We start from the raw sequence: 16,046 nt of genomic DNA, 5'->3' as shown, positions 1-16,046 counted from the left end.
CGGCAATCGTTGGTGCCATGCTGGCATCAAGCTGCTTGATGCACAGCAACTGATTTCGGTTCATGCCCCGGCTTTCGATATAGTCATGACTGAAAGCCGTGCTGTCAGCGGCTTGCGTCAGGCTTAGCAGTCCGTTTTTCGTCTGTATATTGGGCGGATTTGCTGTCACGTAACTGTTGGAAGCGGCGCTTAAACTGTCGTTATCGGTGTAGCCTTGGAGCCAGGCAGGCGTCTTACCGAACAGTTTGGCCAGCAGCACAATCTGATCCGGCGGCGGCATGCGCAGCCCTAATTCCCAGTTGGAAAACCGCGAGAAAGTCATGGGGGTGCCCGACAAAGCGGACAGCCTGCGGGCCGTCTCTTCAAGGGTCCAGCCAGTGCTCGCGCGACAGCCCTTTAGCCGCTGAGCAACAATCTCTATTAGTTCTGACATGCGCAATCTCTCATGCGGCGCTGTGAGGTTTCACGCCTTGGCAATTTATTGAATATTATATGTAACCTGACGAAATATACACTTTAAGTGTAGATGAAGCCAAAAAAAGCTTGAGAAATAGGGCGCGCTCGAAATAGACTTACACCAATCGTGTAAAAGAGTGCCTTTTTGTGGAACTTAATCAGTGGATTGAAACTGCCGGCGGCGCAGAGCAGGCGGGCAAGTTAAGCCCGGCGAGCTTGGACGTAGTGGCCGGTCTGCTGGGCGAAAAGCCACGCACGGTGTTGTCGTGGTACCGAAAGGAGCGCATCCCTTCCTTTCCGGCCGGCGCGAACATCGTGCTCAAGTCCAAGGGGGTTGTGGACTGGAACGGTATCTACAGCCCTTTTGCTATCAAGCTGTTCAGCGGTGTTAAGCATGTCGGCTCTTAACCTTCCTGGCGATTTCTCTACTACAGCCATCGTGCATAAGGTGGAGCAGCGCTTTGGCCTTTCTGGCTTTGCACGTCTAGTGAAGCTGCTGGAGCTGTTCGCCGCCAGTCCGTTCCGCGACTTGGGAGTGATCGAACTCCCGGCCAGTGACTGGGGTGATGCGCTTCAGGCCGGCCCGCAAGACGTCACCGCCTTGCTTTCCTATCTGGCCAAGGCTGAGTGGCTGACGGTTGAGCAGGGCGAAGAGCCCGGCTCGCCGTTACGCGTCACGCTGTCATATTTCGAAGCCTTTGTGCCGGCACTGGTGTTGCCAAAAATCGCTGATCAATGGCGCCGCTGGTTCGAATACGAACTGGCTTTACCGGCAGCGCTAGGAAAAGACCCGTACAACCAAGATTTGTTCCGCCGTTGGTGTGCCACCAACGTGACGGTAGACGAAATGGAGTCAGCCATAGAGCTGGCCCGGCAAGCGGGAACGGCGCCAAGCCCGACCGCCCTGCATGAATTTTTAAAGACTGTGCGCAATACCAAAATTGAACGTGCCCGCCGCTGAAGGCAGGCCGAGGGGATCACCTTGTTATTGATTGCACTTTCTGGCGGCAATCCTGCTGCACGTACCGCGATTGCCGATCATTTGATCGAGTCCGGTAAAGAGTCATTGGCCGCGTTCTCGATCACCAGCCCCGGCGTCAATCGCGCGCTGCGTCGCTCGATGATCCTGCGTGACGCCCTCGACACCGCATTTGATAAGTCCACCAAGAACCCGGCCGGCGGCCTGGTGATTGTTCACTGCCTGACCGAAGAGGAAGCCCGAGTGGTTCGCGCTAACGGCGGCAGTATCTGGCATATCTACGGCGCGCCATCTGATCAGGTGGTTAATCGTCCTGGTGACTTCAATATCACTACCCAGCCTGAAAGCTTTCGTCATGTCCTGACCCCGATAGATGCCCTGTCGGAAATGGTCGTGCCGCGCCTTCGTTCCATCGCCCCGCTGTGCGCCGCGGCGATTGATGCGCTGGCCGGCAATTAAGGCGACTCGGACATGGCCAGACGCAAGGTCAACAATCTGGACGGCGCGTTTGAGCTTTGGGCGCGCTGGAGCTGTGCCGACCGCGCCGCGCCGGCCGGCCGCTCGATGCTGGCCAAGCTGATCGACAACAAAGGCGAGATGTTTTTCGGCGGCAGCGGCTCGGGTGGGCCTGCGGCTGATGACATTGAGTGCTCTGTAGAAGCTGCCGTGCTGTCGCTCTTCTCTCGTGATGAGCTGGCCGCTGATGTCTTGCGCATTCAATACAACGCCGCTTGGTGGCTTGTTGCGGCTCGCCGAGGCATTGAGCAGTACGACCCGCGCGGCGCAGATCAGTACAGCAAAGCCCACGCGCTGGGCATCAGCCTGCGGACTTATGAGCGGCGCCTGAAGGCGGCGCGCACCTTCATCGAGAATCAATTGAGGTTTACAGCATGACTCAGCAAGAGTTGGACGCCGCCGAATTCGACGTGGCTTTTTGCATGGATAAAGAACCCCTAAAAAACTTGCTGGAGCACACCAAGGAGTTGCGCGCCTTTGTGCTGATCCTGACTGACTACCACGCCATGCCAGGACCTACAGCCGAGAAGACTGCACAGCACTATGACGTAGTGCGCCGGGCCATTGAGCTGCGCGACAAGATGCACCCGCAAAGCTAAAGAAATAACGAAATAAAGAATTAAAGAAGTCGTCGCGATGACGGCTCATCGAAATGCCCGCACTTACCTACCATCCCTTTCCCTGCCGTATGCCCGTCGCTTCATGGGTAGGGGGTGGTCACGTTTTAAACGCGGCCTGACATCCCTCTAAACGGTCTGGCCGCCTTACTCAAGGAGCCAGGCCAATGCCTAAACCCGATAGCAATACCATCAGCGTCGCTCTGTCTGACGCCGCCATTAAGCGTCATGCCAATGATCTAACCGTTAAACAATTGAGCGATTCCCGCCGGCCTGTGCTGTTTCGTTATCACGCTGGCCGGGCCTCGGGAAGTTGGTATGTGGTCACGTACCACAAAGGCAAGCCCAACCCCTACAGCAAAATCGCGAACTGGCCTGCCTTGAGTGCTGCCGACTTCATGGATGCACTGCCCAAGATCCTGCAGAGACTCGCCGTCGATCCGTCGGCCTCTGTCGCCCTGGATCAATGGCAGACCTTGGGCGAGTTACTGGCGTGGTATCTGGATCGCAATAAGCGCGACCGCAACAAGTCGACCAAGCGCAAGGACGCGATTCGATCTGTCATTAAATGCCATCTAAGGCCGCGCCTTGCGGGTGAGCCGCTGCCCGGTATGAATCAGGCTCGATTAGATGAACTGCTGATTTGGCCGCTACAAGAGACCTACAAGCTGTCGTATGTACGTCAGGTGTTTGGGGTGCTGATGGTTGCCCTGAAGCAAGCCAGCAAACTGAAATTGATCAGCGTAAACCCGCTTGCTGATCTGAGCTTTCCTGACTTCATCGAAACACGCATTGAGGCCAAGCCCGGGGCCATTCGTCCTGATCAGGTTCGCGACGTGTTGGCCCATCTGATCAGTCTCAAGGCCAGACATCCGGTGTCGATTGCCCTGGCTGTGATGATGCTTGCCCATGGCACCCGGATAGGCGAAACCCGCCTGAGCAAATGGAAAAACATCAACCTTGAGGATGGGGAGTGGTTCATTCCTGCGGCCGATGCCAAGACCAGAAAGGAAATGGTCGTGCCGTTAACTGCTCAAATCTGCACCTTCCTGCGCGCTTATCGGGACCAGCAAAAAGCCTCTAATTATGACGGGGCCTACTTGTTCCCTGCCCGAAATGGCCAGTCGATCAATCCGAAACAAGCTGACGAATTATTCAAGCCTTTGGGTGCGGGTGAGTGGACCAGTCACGACTTGCGCAAGGTGGCTAGGACCTGCTGGGCGGATCTTGACGTTGAGCATCAGGTCGGTGAATTCCTGCTCAATCACCAGTTGCCCGGCATTAGCGCGACCTACATTCACACCACGCTGAAGAAGCAGAAACGCGCCGCTCTGGAGTGCTGGCACGCGTGGCTGGATGACCGAGGCTTTGCCGAATTGACGGGTTTTCACGCCGAGACAGAAGCGAGACAGGCCGAAATGTCGGAAGGGCTGGACGCCTTGAGCCGTATGGCTTGCAGCGCTGCTTAAACATTCATTCCTAAGGAGGAAGTTAGACATGAAATGCGAACGTAAAAACCTGACGCTAAGGCTGTGGAATGACAGCTACCGAACCGAGGCCGTGCCCGCCGATCACCTGATAGAGCTGGCCCGAATTCTCGATACTGAGTTCAGTTCCGCCGAGGTCAAATTGGCGCTCTCGACGACCCGGCTACAGCCAAGCAGCTACGTAAACTTGCGTCGGGTGCTGCTGACTTTGAGGCGGTCCGAGGTCGTGACTCGTCGCCTGACGCTGTGGGAGCGAATCACGGGGAGGCTTGCGGCATGAGTCTGCAAACGGATCAATTGCGCCGCCTTGGCGCCCTCATTGGCAATGACCGATTCGCCACCAGCTTCCAGTCGTTGGGTCAGTATCGATCCGCCTTGCTGGCTGAAGTAGTGCGATGTCTTGGAGAGGTTCCGCCCGAGCCAACAGCGGGTCAGTCGGTAGGTTGCTTGATTGATCGGAGGTGCGGCCGTGACGCGTAACGCTGAGCCGGTTAATCCGGCCACCAAGCGGCAGCGCAAGCGTCGGGCAAAGCTCAAGGTGGAAGGCATTAAGGAAATATCGTTCAAGCTCAAACCGGCCTTGGGTGAGGTGCTGGCCAGTTCAATGGCGGCCCGTTCCGGTGCTGGAGAGCCTTTTGATATTGAAGAGTACATGTGCGCTCTGATCCGTGAAGATGCAGCCAGGCTGAAAGGACAGATTGCCGATGCGCAGCGCTACCCGTGCCGGCAATGCGGCAAGACCCTGCCAGAAGGGTGTGGAGGTGCCTTTAAAGGGGAGTTGGCCTGCCTGCATACGCCCGCTGCGTGGAAACTGCTTATTCCGACTGTTGATGCGTGACGGGTAACGACAAAGCGGGTTAACAATGGGCGAGTTTTACACATATCGTCGAAATTTCGACTTTTCGTGTTGACTCGCTTGGCGGTTTTCTCTATCGTTTGCTCCATCGTGGTGATGTTGCGGCCACGGTACTACCAGCACACAGACTCTTTAGCCCCCGGCCCTTATAGGTCGGGGGTTTTTTTATGGGAACGAGAAAGTGAACGAATCCCCCGATCCATCCGCCGTTTTCGCCAAGGCGACCCCACCGGCGGCTTACGTCGGGGCACAGGTTCTGCAAATACCAATTGAAACGTGGATCAGCGTTTTGACCGTGGTTTATCTGGTGCTGGCTATCAGCACTCTTATTTTCCCGGGGTGGCGTTCCCTGGTCGCATCGTGGTGGCGTAAATGGCGAAAGTAACCCTTCCAAAAGCGATCTTTGCCGCTATTGCTGCCGGGGCTACTGCCTTCGGCATCATGGATAAAGCTGTTCCCATCGTTGAGGGGAATCCGCTGGTTGCCTATCTCGATGTTGGAGGCGTGCCGACCGTCTGTGGTGGTGTGACAAAAGGCGTGCGCCTCGGTGATGTTGAGACGCCGGCCGGTTGCCAGCGTCGCAATGCCGAGGCTATCGCCGTTGGCTTGGCTGATGTCGAGCGTTGCGCCCTTACGCCTAAGCCCATGCCGGAAACCATGAAAGCCGCTTGGGGCTTGTTTGCCTACAACGTAGGAGGCGGCAATTTCTGCGCATCTACGGCGGTCAAGCTGCTGCGCGCGGGTGACTTCCCTGCTGCCTGCGCCCAGTTGGACCGGTGGCGGTTCGTGGCAGGCAAGGATTGCCGGCTGGCTTCCAGTGGTTGTCCTGGAATCATTCACCGTCGCGCCTTGGAGCGCACCTTGTGCGAGTGGGATCTATGACTGGTTCAGGAATCGCCGGCCTGGCTGCTGCTGGGCTGGTCGTCGTTTTGTCGTTGTGGGTGGCTGACCGTTCGGTGTTGCGTCTTGAGGCTGTCAACAAGGCAAGCGAGGGGTTGGCCCAGCGGAACGAGGCGCTTGCCGAGCAGGGTAGGACACTCGCCGCGGCGTTGTCTGGTCAGGAAGCGTTACGCGCTGCGCTGACCGATATCAGCCGGCAAACCCGCAAGACTCAATCCGCGCTGGACGGGCAAACCGCCCAGCTTAATCGCGATCTGGCAGAGCTGAAACGTACCGATGAACAGACCAACGCTTATCTGTCTGGCCTTGTCCCTGCTGCTCTCGGGCTGCGCTACATCAGACCCGACACCACCGACCCAGTTGCGTATCGAGCCGGTGGTATTGGTGTGCGAGCTGACGCCGTGCCGGCTTCCGGGGCGTCCCGCTCTGATCCGTAACGAAGATTGGCCCGCGGCAGTGGATGAGGTCGAAGACGCTTTGACCAGTTGCGCCACTCAGGTTTTGGACTGCATCAGTAAGCAGGAGGTAGCCACTCATGCCACCCAAGGCCAAGCGCCCGTGTCGAGCGCCGATGTGTCCGGGCAAGACTCAGGACGTTAGCGGCTTCTGTGACAAGCATATGCACCTAGCCAGTGGCTGGATGAAGGCTGAGCGCGGCACGGCTGAGCAGCGTGGGTATGACTGGGCATGGCGCAAGAAGCGCGCTGCGGTGCTCAAGCGCGACCGTTACCTGTGTCAGTGCGATGACTGCAAGGGTCGTCACCTTCCTGCAACAGAAGTTGATCACATAACACCTAAATCACGTGGTGGAACTGATGATTTCTGCAATTTGCAGGCCCTTAACGTCGACTGTCACAAGGCCAAAACACAAAGGGAAGCGGCCGAGGCGCGTCTCGGTAACTTCGGTGAACGTGCAGGGATCAGGTAGCCAAAATGCATCAAAATGGTGCGAAAGGAGGGGGGCGGGGTAAATCTCTACAGCCTTAACCCTTCTCCACCGCTCGCCCAGCCTTTTACGCGCGACCGCGAAATTAAAAAATTCGTACTTTTGGAAATTTGGAGAGGATTTGACAAATGGCGCGAGGTCGACCCCCTAAACCCACGGCCTTGAAGCTGGTTCAAGGCAACCCGGGAAAGCGCAAGCTCAACAGCAAGGCGCCGTCGCCTGACGCCCTGGCCGTGGTGCCAGATCCGCCGGAGTGGTTTGGCCCCATCGCCGTTGCGGCATGGCAGCAGGTCGCACCCTGGCTGACTGAAGCCAAGATTTTAACCGCTACTGATTTGCACAACCTTGAGGCCTTTTGTATGGCTTATCAGCGTTGGCGAGAGGCCCAAGCGGACATCACCCTTAACGGGATCATCGTCATGGGTGCCAAGCAGGAAATCAAAAATCCGGCTTGCACCGTGGCTAACGAAACCATGCGTCAGATGGCGACCTTTGGCAGTGCCCTCGGGCTAGACCCGGCGGCTCGGGCACGTTTGAAACCCGGCGGCGCCGAGAAACCCAACAACCCCTTTACCGCGTTGCGGGGAGGCAAAGCCGGATAACCACCCTCTATGGCCAGTTCACCCAACGTCAACGCGGCGAACAAGTACGCTCGTGACGTGGTGGCCGGCAAGATCGAGGCGTGTAAGTGGGTGCGTGCGGCGTGCCGGCGTCACCTGGGCGATTTGGAGAAGTCCAAGAAGAAGGGCTACGCCTGGAAGTTTGACAAGGCCGAGGCCGAGCGGATCTGCGACTTCATTGAGTTGTTGCCGCACACCAAGGGCAAGTGGGCTGGTAAGCGGTTGTTGATCACCCTGGAGCCGTGGCAGAAGTTTATCTTCTGCTGCATCTTCGGTTGGCGGTCCAAGCGCACAGGGTTGCGGCGCTTCCGTGAGGTCTATTGCGAGATTCCCCGCAAGAACGGCAAGAGCGTGATTGCGGCCGGCCTCGGGCTGTTCATGTTCACCATGGATGGCGAGTTTGGCGCCGAGGTGTACTGCGGTGCCACGACCGAAGATCAGGCCATGGAGGTGTTCAGGCCTGCGCGGCTGATGCTCAAGAACACGCCGGATCTGATCGAGGAATGCGGCGCTGAGCTGATGGTCATGAACCTGTCGCTCCCGGATGATGGTAGCCGCTTTGAGCCGCTGATTGGCGACCCGGGCGACGGTAGTTCGCCTAGCTGTGCGATTGTCGACGAGTATCACGAACATGCGTCGTCGTCGCTGTATGACACGATGATCACCGGCATGGGTGCCCGTGAACATCCGCTGATGTTCGTGATCACCACGGCCGGCTACAACTTGGCCGGCCCTTGTTATGTACTGCGCAGCCAGGTCAAAGACATGCTGCTGCATGCATTGGGCGAAGGTGGGATCGAGAACGAAGAGCTTTTCGGCATCATCTACACCATCGACGACGGCGATGACTGGCAAGACCCTAAAGTGTTGCGCAAGGCCAACCCGAATTTCGGGGTGTCGGTCGGTGACGAATACCTGTTGCGCATGCAGACCAACGCCAAGCGTTACCCGTCACAGCTAAACAAATTCAAAACCAAGCATTTGAATGTGTGGGTGAGTTCGCGCTCGGCGTGGCTGAACATGTCGGACTGGGGCGCTTGCGGTAATCCGGCATTAACCCTGGAGCAATTCCGAGGACGCAAATGCTGGGTCGGTGTCGACTTGGCGAGTAAGTCGGATATCACCGCGGTGGCCCTGGTGTTCAAGGATAAGGACGAACGCGGCCGCGATGTGTGGACGGTGTTCTGCCGCTCCTATCTGCCTGAGGGTGCGATAGAGCGCGCGGTAACGTTCAAGGAAGCTTATGAAACGTGGGTGAATACTGGCGAGCTGCTGACTACGGACGGCGAGGAAACCGATTTTGATGTGGTGCGTGATGACATCAAGGATCTGGCCGAAATGTTCGACATTCAGGAAATCGCTTACGACAAGTGGCGCGCCACGCAACTGGCCCACCAACTGCAAGCGGACGGCGCCGAAGTGGTCGAGGTCGGCGGTGGCATCCAGACGATGAACATGCCTATGCGCGAAGTGGAAGCGGCCCTGGTGTCGCGCCGCTTCAATCACCCAGCCAACGGCGTGCTTTCGTGGATGGCCGGTAACGTGACCGCCAAGGAATACCGTGGCTGTCTGACCCCAATGAAAGAAGACGAAGGCAAAGGCAATCTGCGCAAGATCGACGGCATGGTCGCCGTGCTGATGGCCATGAGTCGCGCAATGCTGGCCGATCAGGTCGAGGGCAGCCTACTCGACACCCTTACCGACGACGACATTCTGGCGATATGACCTTATGAAAAATTTGATTCCCGATTTGATTGGGGCGGCTGGCTATTGCCTGTCGATTGGTGGGCTGTACGTGCTGTTTGGCACTGGTGTGGCTCTGTCGGTTGCGGGTGTGGGGCTGATGGCTGGCGCGTTCGTGCTGGGGCGCGGGTGATCTTTTCCGGCCGCCATGAGCGGCGCAGCAGCCTGGAAAACCCAGCAGTATCGCTGAGCAGTCAGGAACTGGGCGAGTTGCTTTCCAGTGGTAACGGTATCCATGTCAGTCCCGAGACGGCGCAAAAACTGACCGCGGTGTATGCGTGTATCTACGTGCTGTCGAGCACCTTGGCCCAGTTGCCCATCAACGTACTGCGCAAGGTGAATGGAACGATTGTTCCCGGTACCGACCACCCGGCGCACTACCTGCTGCACGACGAGCCGAACATGTGGCAAACGTCGTACAAGTGGCGGGAAACCAAGCAGGCCCACACGCTTGGCTGGGGTAATGGCTTCAGCCGACTGGTGCGGGGCCGTCGTGGCGAGTTGCAAGGTATTGAGTTGTGCATGCCGCAACACACGCAACTGTTGCGCAACGGTGGCCGCTGGATTTACGGCACCCTGGATGATGACAACCAGCCTCTGGCCGTGGCGCCTGAAGACATGGTGCATGTACGGGCCATCGGGTCCAACGGCAAGGTGGGCATCAGCCCGATTCGGCAGAACGCCGAAACCATCGGCTTGGGTCTGGCCGCGGTACGTTACGGCAAAGAGTTTTTCGAGGGTGGCGGACGGCCTACCGGCATTGTTTCGCTGAAAGGTGACGTTAAGGCCGATGGCTGGGAGCGTCTTAAAAAGGTTTGGCTGGGCGCTGTTAACAAGCTTAGCCAGTCGGAAAACAAGACCCTGCTGTTGCCGGCTGAACTGGATTACAAGGCGCTGACCATTGCGCCGGAGGATGCCCAGTTTCTGGAGACGCGCAAGCTGACCCGAAGCGAAATCGCCGGCATGTTCAACGTGCCGGCGCACATGATCAACGATCTGGAGAAGGCCACCTTTTCCAACATCAGCGAGCAGGCCATCCAGTTCGTCAGGCATTCAATCATGCCGTGGATCGTGAACTGGGAGCAGGAGATTAACCGCAAGGTTTTCACCCGCGCCGAGCGCCTGGCTGGCTACTACGTCAAGTTCAATTTGGCCGGGTTGTTACGCGGCACGCCGACCGAGCGCGCCGAGTTCTACAGCCGCGCCATTCTGGATGGCTGGATGACACGTAACGAAGTGCGGGTGTTTGAAGACATGAACCCCATCGTTGGTCTGGATTCGATGCTGATCAACGTCAATGCCCGACTTCTCGGTGCAGACGGCTTGCCGTTACCCGTAACGCAACAGGAATAACCCCATGAGTGAAATTGAAAAACGCATGCTGCCCGCGCAGCAGTGCGAGCTTCGTGCTGTCCAGCTTCCTGACGGGCAGGCCGGCGCGCCGAAGATTGCCGGTTATGCCGCGGTGTTCAACGTGCGTAGCGACCTGCTGGGCGGTTTCTTTGTCGAGCTGATTGCCCCGGGCGCCTTTGACGACGTATTGGCCCAAGACACCCGCGGGCTGTTCAACCATGACCCCAACTATCTGCTAGGCCGCACCACCAGCGGCACGCTGCGCCTGACGGTCGACGAGCGTGGTCTGGCCTATGAAATCGACACGCCGGACACCCTGACCATCCGTGATCTGGTGGTGGCCCCGATTGCCCGCGGCGATATGTCTGGCAGCAGTTTTGCCATGCGCGTGGCCCCGGGCGGTGACACGTGGCACGAGGAAGACGGCGTAGTCGTTCGCACCATCTACAAGGTCGCCGAGTTGCGCGACGTCGGCCCGGTTTCCTTTCCGGCCTACCCCGATTCAAGCGCTGCACAGCGCTCGCTGGACGCCTGGAAGCAGGCACAAAACGAAGGCCTTGAAGCTCGCGCCGAATTCGACCGCGACGCACGCGAGCGCCTGCTCAACCTGTTGGATCTATAACCCCTGGGGAACCTGCTATGACTTTGAAAGAACTGAAAGCGCTGTACGCCACCAAATCGGCGGAAATGCGCAGCCTGCACGAAAGCACTGGTGATGAGGCGTGGACCGGTGAAACGCGCGCCAAATGGGAAGCCATGCGCACCGAGCTGGCCGACCTGAAAGGCAAGGTTGAGCGTGAAGAAGAATTGCGCGAAAACGATCAGGCCTTTATCGAAGAGCGCGCCCGTAACCCCGGCCAGCAAACCCCACTCGGTGATATCACTGGTGCGGACGCTGAGCAGCGTTCGGCCTTTGACGCGTTCTTGCGCAATGGCACCGAGGGTCTGACGGCTGAGCAGCGCTCTATGGTGTTTTCCATGCGCGCCCAAGGCACCAACCCCAACGAAGCCGGCGGCTTCACTGTGCCGACCACCCTGCAAGCTCGGGTGATCGAGGCGTTGAGCACTTACGGCGGTATCGCAGCCGTGTGCCAACTGCTCAACACTGACAACGGCGCACCGATTGCCTGGGCTGTGAGCAACGGCGGCGAAGAAGAAGGCGAATTGATCGGGGAGAACAAGCAAGCCACCGATAAGGATGTCGAGTTTGGTATGGGCACGCTGGGTTCCTACACCATCAGTTCGAAGATTATCCGCGTTTCCGAGCAGCTTTTGCAGGATTCGGGTATCGACATGGAAGCGTTCCTGACCGGTCGCATCAGCAAGCGTTGCGGGCGTACCCGTAACCGCCTGATCGTCCAGGGCACCGGCGCTGCCGAGACGGCCGATGCACCGGCCCAGCCAAAAGGCCTTGAAGCCGCGGTGAGTGTTGGCGCGTCGACTTCAAGCGCGACTAAATTCACCTGGCAGGAAGTCAACAGCCTGATTCACTCGGTCGACCCGGCGTATCGCGCGGCGCCTAAATTCCGTCTGGCGTTCAATGACAAGACCTGCCAAGCGATGGAAGAAATGGTGGACGGCAACAACCGTCCGTTGTGGCTGCCGGGTATCGATTCCGACCGTCCGGCAACCATCCTCAAATATCAGTACGTCATTGATCAGGCGATTGCTGATATCGCGGCCGGTAAAAAGTTTATGTACGCCGGCGACTTCAACGAATTGATCCTGCGCGCCGTGCGTAGCCTGACGCTGAAACGTCTGGTTGAGCGTTACGCGGAATACGGTCAAGTGGGCTTCCTGGCATTTCTGCGCTTCGGCATCGTCCTGCAGGACACTGCCGCCATCAAAGCCCTGGCGGGTAAAGGTGCTGCGGCCTAAGTCGGAGGGGGGTCGTGCAAGCGGCCCCGTATGCTGATGCTCACACTGCAAGAGATCAAAGAGCATTGCCGGGTCGAGCTGGACCAGACCGAGGAAGATCGCCTGCTGCGCGGTTATGGGCGCGCAGCTTGGCGCTTGGTGGCAAACGTGACCGGCCGCAAGCTGTATGAGGTTACGCCGCCTGAGGATGCGACAGAGGCCCAGCTCGACGACCCTGATTATTTGAATTCCTTTCTGCCGCCTGACGCGCCTGAAAACGCCGTGGCGGTGGGCGAGGATCTGCGCTTGGCCATGCTGCTGATGGTGGCGCACTGGCGGCGTAATCGTGAGGCCGTGACCGATGCCATGAACTCGGGGGTTAAGGAGGTGCCGCTGGCCTTCTCGGCTCTGACTGGGCCTTACCTGTGGGTGACCTTGTGATCAGTCCTGGCGCGGGCGCCCGTGACAAGCGGGTGATTCTGCGCACGCGTAACGACAAGCCTGCAAACGATGCTGACTTGCAGTCGGATTACGTCGAGGTCGGCAGGCGTTGGGCGTCCTTGGAGCCACTGGGCACGCTGTTGGTGAACAGTGGTATTCAGACCGGCGACAAGATCACCCATCGTCTTATCTTTGCCCGGCTGGCTGGGATTGATGATCACCATGAGGTGGTGATCGGTGCCCGCTTGTTCCGTGTGGTTCGAGTGGGTGACGTCAACGAGGCCGGCATTGATACGTTGTTAGAGGTCGAGGAAATCACCGGCAACCCGGAAAGCGCGGGTTCGATGCCGCGGGGTGATCCGTATGAGTAATTCGGTAGCGGTAGAGGGTTATTTGCACGTCGAGGGCTTCGACAAGTTCGAGCGCGAAGCCTTCGATAAACGCAAGATCCGCGCCGGCATGCGCCGGGTCGGCAAGCTGGTGATGCAAAAGGCGCAGATGAACGTGGCGCTGTCGCGCGGTCAGGCTGGCTATCCGGTAAACCGCACTGCCGAGCTGCTGAACTCGATCAACTTCAAGGTTTCCCGCTCGGGTTTCATGGTCAAGGTGGCGCCGAGTAAAACCGGTGCCATGTCGGCTTTCTATCCGGCGTTCCTGCATTACGGTGTGAAAGAGGGCAGCAAGGTTAAAGCCTTGGCGCCCGGCGCCGGAAACGGAAAAAGCAATCGCCGCGCGCGGGGCGCTCGGGCTGATTTGATATCGGCACGAAAGGCCGGAGGCTGGCGTATTGCGCCGCGTAAAAACTACATGACGGACGCATTGGAAGATTCCAATTCAGAGGTGCAAAAGGAGCTTCGGCAGACTTTCGCGGATGCCTTGCAATAGCCGTTATTCATCCACTGGCCCCGCCTTAGGGGCTTTTTTTATGCCTGGAAATTGACCATGCGATTGACTCCGACTATTCGGCAGATGCGTGCGCACTGCCCGTCATTTGGGCGCCGGATCTTCGGCGGCCTGGACTGGGACCCGACCAAGGACGTGTCAAAGGCGCAACTGCCGGCGGCCTATGTCGTCGTGCTCGGGGATGACGCGGACCCCTCGGACGCACAAAACGCAATTCGGCAGGTGGTGCGTGACACCTTCGATGTGTGTGTCGAGGTGGACAACGCAGACGAGCGAGGTCAGGCCGCGGCTGATGTGCTGCACGACCTGCGCGCCGAGCTGTGGCGGGCGCTGGTGGGCTTTGAACCCGGCGACGATGGCGACCCACTGCAATACGACAGCAGCGATTTGATGCTGATCAACCGTTCAAAGGCGGTCTACCGCTTCCGCTTCTACACCGAATTTCAATTGGGCCGTAACGACCCTTTGCCGGGACAGGAGCCGGCGCCTGCTGAGACTTGGCAGGAACAGGTGCTGGATGGCATCGCGCCGCTGGAAGGGATTGATATGGACGTCGATTTTATCGACCCGATGGTCGACCACAACCTATCCGAAACCGGCCCTGACGGCCGTATCGAGATTAAAACCCGCGAGGATCTGCAACCGTGAAACGACTCTATTTGAAGCCGGTCGCCGGTCGGGCCTGTCCCGACCCCGCCCAGGGCGGCGCCTTGCTGCCTGATGAAGGCGCGGACGTGCCGCACACCGTTTACTGGCAGCGCCGCTTAGACGCTGGTGATGCGGTCAAGGCGGAGAAGCCAAAAGCCAAGCCGGTTAAAGCCGAAGTGGCCGTGACAGCTGGGGGTGAGCAATGAGCGTAAGTTTTAGCAATATCCCTTCGGATATCCGTGTGCCGCTGTTTTATGCGGAAATGGATAACTCCATGGCCAACACGGCTACGTCGACGCTGCGCCGGCTGATCGTGGGGCAGGTCAACGACGACGCGACCGATGAAGACATCGGCCGCCTGGTGCTGGTGTCGCGTACCACTCAGGCTGTCGCCATCGGCGGGTCAGGCTCGATGCTGGCCGCCATGCACAAGATGCACCGTGATATTGATATCGCGGGTGAGGTCTGGTGTCTGCCGCTCAAGGTTGCCGCCGGCACCGCGGCCAAAGGAACCGTTACAGTAACGGGCACGGCCACACAGGCGGGTTTGTTGAACCTGTACGTTGCTGGCAAGCGGGTGCGAGCCATTGTTCCGGAGCTGGCCAGCGCTACGGCGGCGGCGGCCGTTCTGGCTGCGGCCATCAATGAAAGTCTGGATCTGCCGGTTAAGGCGGTGGCAACCGAGGGTGTTATCGCGCTGACCTGCAAGTTCAAGGGTGAGCTGGGCAACGACATTTCGCTGTCGATCAATCGCTTGGGTCGTGTCAATGGCGAGGTGACGCCAAACGGCCTGTCGGTGGCGCTGGCCTCGATGTCCGGCGGTGTGGGTACGCCGGACATGGCTGTGGCATTGGCCGCCCTGGGCGATGAGCCTTTCGAGTTCATCACCCAGCCGTGGACCGACGCTTCGACGCTGGACGACTGGCGCGACGTGATGAATGACAGCGCCGGCCGCTGGTCGTGGGCCAAGCAGATTTATGGCCATGTCTACAGCGCCAAGCGCGGCACCTTGGGCCAGTTGGTGGCTGCGGGTCGTTTGCGTAACGATCCACACATTTCTATCGGCGGTATGGAGTCGAGCATTCCCCAGCCGGTATGGGAGGTGGCCGCGCAGTTCGCCGCGCGCACGGCGGTATTCATCAGTGCCGACCCGGCGCGGCCTACCCAAAGCGGCGAAATGGCCGGTATTGATCCGGCGCCGTCGAGTGATCGTTTCTTGCTGGATGAAGAACAGTCGCTGCTGGGCAGCGGTATTGCCACGTTTAAGTATTCGGGCAGTGCAGTACGCATTTCGCGGGCTGTAACCACGTACCAGCGTAATGCGTACGACCAGCCGGATAACTCGTACATGGACAGCGAGCCGCTGCACCAGTCGGCCTATGTGCTGCGTTTTCTGCAATCGCGCATTACCAGCAAGTACGGCCGCCACAAGCTGGCCAATGACGGCACCAGCTTCGGCCCGGGGCAGGCCATCGTCACGCCGCTGGTGATCCGTGGCGAACTGGTTGCGGCTTATCGAGAGCTTGAGCGTGCCGGCATCGTCGAGAACATCGAGTTGTTCAAAGCGAACTTGATTGTTGAGCGCGATGCGGCGAACCCGAACCGCCTCAACGTGCTGTTCCCGCCGGATCTGGTTAATCAGTTGCGAGTGTTTGCGCTGCTGTATCAGTTCCGTTTGCAGTATTCCGACGCGGCGTAAGCCGATTCAGTGACAACTAAGCCCG

At 58.7% G+C, this 16,046-nt stretch carries 24 protein-coding genes; 23 read left to right on the top strand and 1 reads right to left on the bottom strand.

Features of this window, described 5'->3' with window-relative positions; translation table 11 throughout:
- Positions 1 to 433 (bottom strand): helix-turn-helix domain-containing protein (locus tag AUC61_RS24190; RefSeq protein WP_243248729.1); only part of this gene is annotated, 433 nt, incomplete at its 3' end.
- 170 nt (positions 434 to 603) lie between these two features.
- Here AUC61_RS24190 and AUC61_RS24185 point away from each other — a divergent pair.
- The 23 genes from AUC61_RS24185 to AUC61_RS24075 all read left to right on the top strand — a co-directional run bounded on the left by AUC61_RS24185 (position 604) and on the right by AUC61_RS24075 (position 16,021).
- Positions 604 to 864, top strand: coding sequence for a hypothetical protein (locus AUC61_RS24185; protein ID WP_243248727.1), 261 nt, complete (start codon positions 604 to 606; stop codon positions 862 to 864).
- Positions 851 to 1,417, top strand: a complete 567-nt coding sequence (locus AUC61_RS24180; protein ID WP_243248726.1) for a hypothetical protein — start codon at positions 851 to 853, stop codon at positions 1,415 to 1,417. The genes AUC61_RS24185 and AUC61_RS24180 overlap by 14 nt, the downstream gene beginning before the upstream one ends.
- 21 nt (positions 1,418 to 1,438) lie before the next feature.
- Entirely contained in the window at positions 1,439 to 1,894 is a 456-nt protein-coding gene (locus tag AUC61_RS24175; RefSeq protein WP_243248724.1) for a hypothetical protein, read from the top strand.
- 12 nt (positions 1,895 to 1,906) lie between these two features.
- Complete coding sequence (locus tag AUC61_RS24170) at positions 1,907 to 2,329, top strand: hypothetical protein (protein WP_231667942.1); 423 nt, start codon at positions 1,907 to 1,909, stop codon at positions 2,327 to 2,329.
- On the top strand, positions 2,326 to 2,550 hold the full coding sequence (locus AUC61_RS24165; protein WP_243248723.1) for a hypothetical protein: 225 nt from the start codon (positions 2,326 to 2,328) through the stop codon (positions 2,548 to 2,550). Before AUC61_RS24170 ends, AUC61_RS24165 begins: the two co-directional genes overlap by 4 nt.
- Before the next feature lie 185 nt (positions 2,551 to 2,735).
- Positions 2,736 to 4,037, top strand: coding sequence for a tyrosine-type recombinase/integrase (locus AUC61_RS24160; RefSeq protein WP_243248721.1), 1,302 nt, complete (start codon positions 2,736 to 2,738; stop codon positions 4,035 to 4,037).
- A 28-nt stretch (positions 4,038 to 4,065) separates the two neighbouring features.
- Positions 4,066 to 4,335, top strand: coding sequence for a hypothetical protein (locus AUC61_RS24155; protein WP_243248719.1), 270 nt, complete (start codon positions 4,066 to 4,068; stop codon positions 4,333 to 4,335).
- Positions 4,336 to 4,524: 189 nt separating this feature from the next.
- Complete coding sequence (locus tag AUC61_RS24150) at positions 4,525 to 4,893, top strand: hypothetical protein (protein ID WP_243248718.1); 369 nt, start codon at positions 4,525 to 4,527, stop codon at positions 4,891 to 4,893.
- Positions 4,894 to 5,283: 390 nt separating this feature from the next.
- Complete coding sequence (locus AUC61_RS24145) at positions 5,284 to 5,793, top strand: lysozyme (RefSeq protein ID WP_243248716.1); 510 nt, start codon at positions 5,284 to 5,286, stop codon at positions 5,791 to 5,793.
- Between the two features lie 294 nt (positions 5,794 to 6,087).
- A complete protein-coding gene (gene lysC, locus AUC61_RS26795) occupies positions 6,088 to 6,411 on the top strand; it encodes an Rz1-like lysis system protein LysC (protein ID WP_422765644.1) in 324 nt (107 codons plus the stop codon).
- Entirely contained in the window at positions 6,347 to 6,739 is a 393-nt protein-coding gene (locus AUC61_RS24135; protein ID WP_243248713.1) for an HNH endonuclease, read from the top strand. The genes lysC and AUC61_RS24135 overlap by 65 nt, the downstream gene beginning before the upstream one ends.
- A 146-nt stretch (positions 6,740 to 6,885) precedes the next feature.
- Entirely contained in the window at positions 6,886 to 7,359 is a 474-nt protein-coding gene (locus AUC61_RS24130; protein ID WP_243248711.1) for a phage terminase small subunit P27 family, read from the top strand.
- Between the two features lie 9 nt (positions 7,360 to 7,368).
- A complete protein-coding gene (locus tag AUC61_RS24125; RefSeq protein WP_243248710.1) occupies positions 7,369 to 9,102 on the top strand; it encodes a terminase large subunit in 1,734 nt (577 codons plus the stop codon).
- Between the two features lie 4 nt (positions 9,103 to 9,106).
- Complete coding sequence (locus AUC61_RS24120) at positions 9,107 to 9,253, top strand: hypothetical protein (RefSeq protein WP_243248709.1); 147 nt, start codon at positions 9,107 to 9,109, stop codon at positions 9,251 to 9,253.
- Positions 9,250 to 10,473 (top strand): phage portal protein, encoded by a 1,224-nt coding sequence (locus AUC61_RS24115; RefSeq protein WP_231667902.1) that lies wholly within the window; start codon positions 9,250 to 9,252, stop codon positions 10,471 to 10,473. The genes AUC61_RS24120 and AUC61_RS24115 overlap by 4 nt, the downstream gene beginning before the upstream one ends.
- Positions 10,474 to 10,477: 4 nt before the next feature.
- The gene (locus AUC61_RS24110; RefSeq protein ID WP_243248707.1) at positions 10,478 to 11,095 is read left to right on the top strand and encodes an HK97 family phage prohead protease; all 618 of its coding nucleotides are present in this window, start codon (positions 10,478 to 10,480) and stop codon (positions 11,093 to 11,095) included.
- A gap of 17 nt (positions 11,096 to 11,112) precedes the next feature.
- Positions 11,113 to 12,351, top strand: a complete 1,239-nt coding sequence (locus tag AUC61_RS24105) for a phage major capsid protein (RefSeq protein WP_243248704.1) — start codon at positions 11,113 to 11,115, stop codon at positions 12,349 to 12,351.
- A gap of 30 nt (positions 12,352 to 12,381) precedes the next feature.
- The gene (locus tag AUC61_RS24100) at positions 12,382 to 12,771 is read left to right on the top strand and encodes a head-tail connector protein (RefSeq protein ID WP_243248702.1); all 390 of its coding nucleotides are present in this window, start codon (positions 12,382 to 12,384) and stop codon (positions 12,769 to 12,771) included.
- Positions 12,768 to 13,142, top strand: a complete 375-nt coding sequence (locus AUC61_RS24095; protein ID WP_243248701.1) for a head-tail adaptor protein — start codon at positions 12,768 to 12,770, stop codon at positions 13,140 to 13,142. Before AUC61_RS24100 ends, AUC61_RS24095 begins: the two co-directional genes overlap by 4 nt.
- Positions 13,135 to 13,656: a hypothetical protein gene (locus AUC61_RS24090; protein WP_243248700.1), complete on the top strand. Its 522-nt coding sequence runs from the start codon at positions 13,135 to 13,137 to the stop codon at positions 13,654 to 13,656. The genes AUC61_RS24095 and AUC61_RS24090 overlap by 8 nt, the downstream gene beginning before the upstream one ends.
- A 57-nt stretch (positions 13,657 to 13,713) precedes the next feature.
- Positions 13,714 to 14,322: a phage tail terminator protein gene (locus tag AUC61_RS24085; RefSeq protein ID WP_243248698.1), complete on the top strand. Its 609-nt coding sequence runs from the start codon at positions 13,714 to 13,716 to the stop codon at positions 14,320 to 14,322.
- Entirely contained in the window at positions 14,319 to 14,528 is a 210-nt protein-coding gene (locus AUC61_RS24080) for a DUF2635 domain-containing protein (RefSeq protein WP_243248696.1), read from the top strand. Before AUC61_RS24085 ends, AUC61_RS24080 begins: the two co-directional genes overlap by 4 nt.
- Positions 14,525 to 16,021 carry a phage tail sheath subtilisin-like domain-containing protein gene (locus AUC61_RS24075; RefSeq protein WP_243248695.1) on the top strand — a complete coding sequence of 499 codons (1,497 nt, stop codon included), beginning with the start codon at positions 14,525 to 14,527 and terminating at the stop codon, positions 16,019 to 16,021. Before AUC61_RS24080 ends, AUC61_RS24075 begins: the two co-directional genes overlap by 4 nt.
- Positions 16,022 to 16,046 lie beyond the last annotated feature (25 nt).

It is taken from the genome of Pseudomonas maioricensis (assembly GCF_022790535.1).
In the GTDB taxonomy this organism is placed as follows: Bacteria; Pseudomonadota; Gammaproteobacteria; order Pseudomonadales; family Pseudomonadaceae; genus Aquipseudomonas; species Aquipseudomonas maioricensis.
Note: the sequence above shows the minus strand (reverse complement) of the source record. Positions and strands in the feature narration are given on the sequence as shown.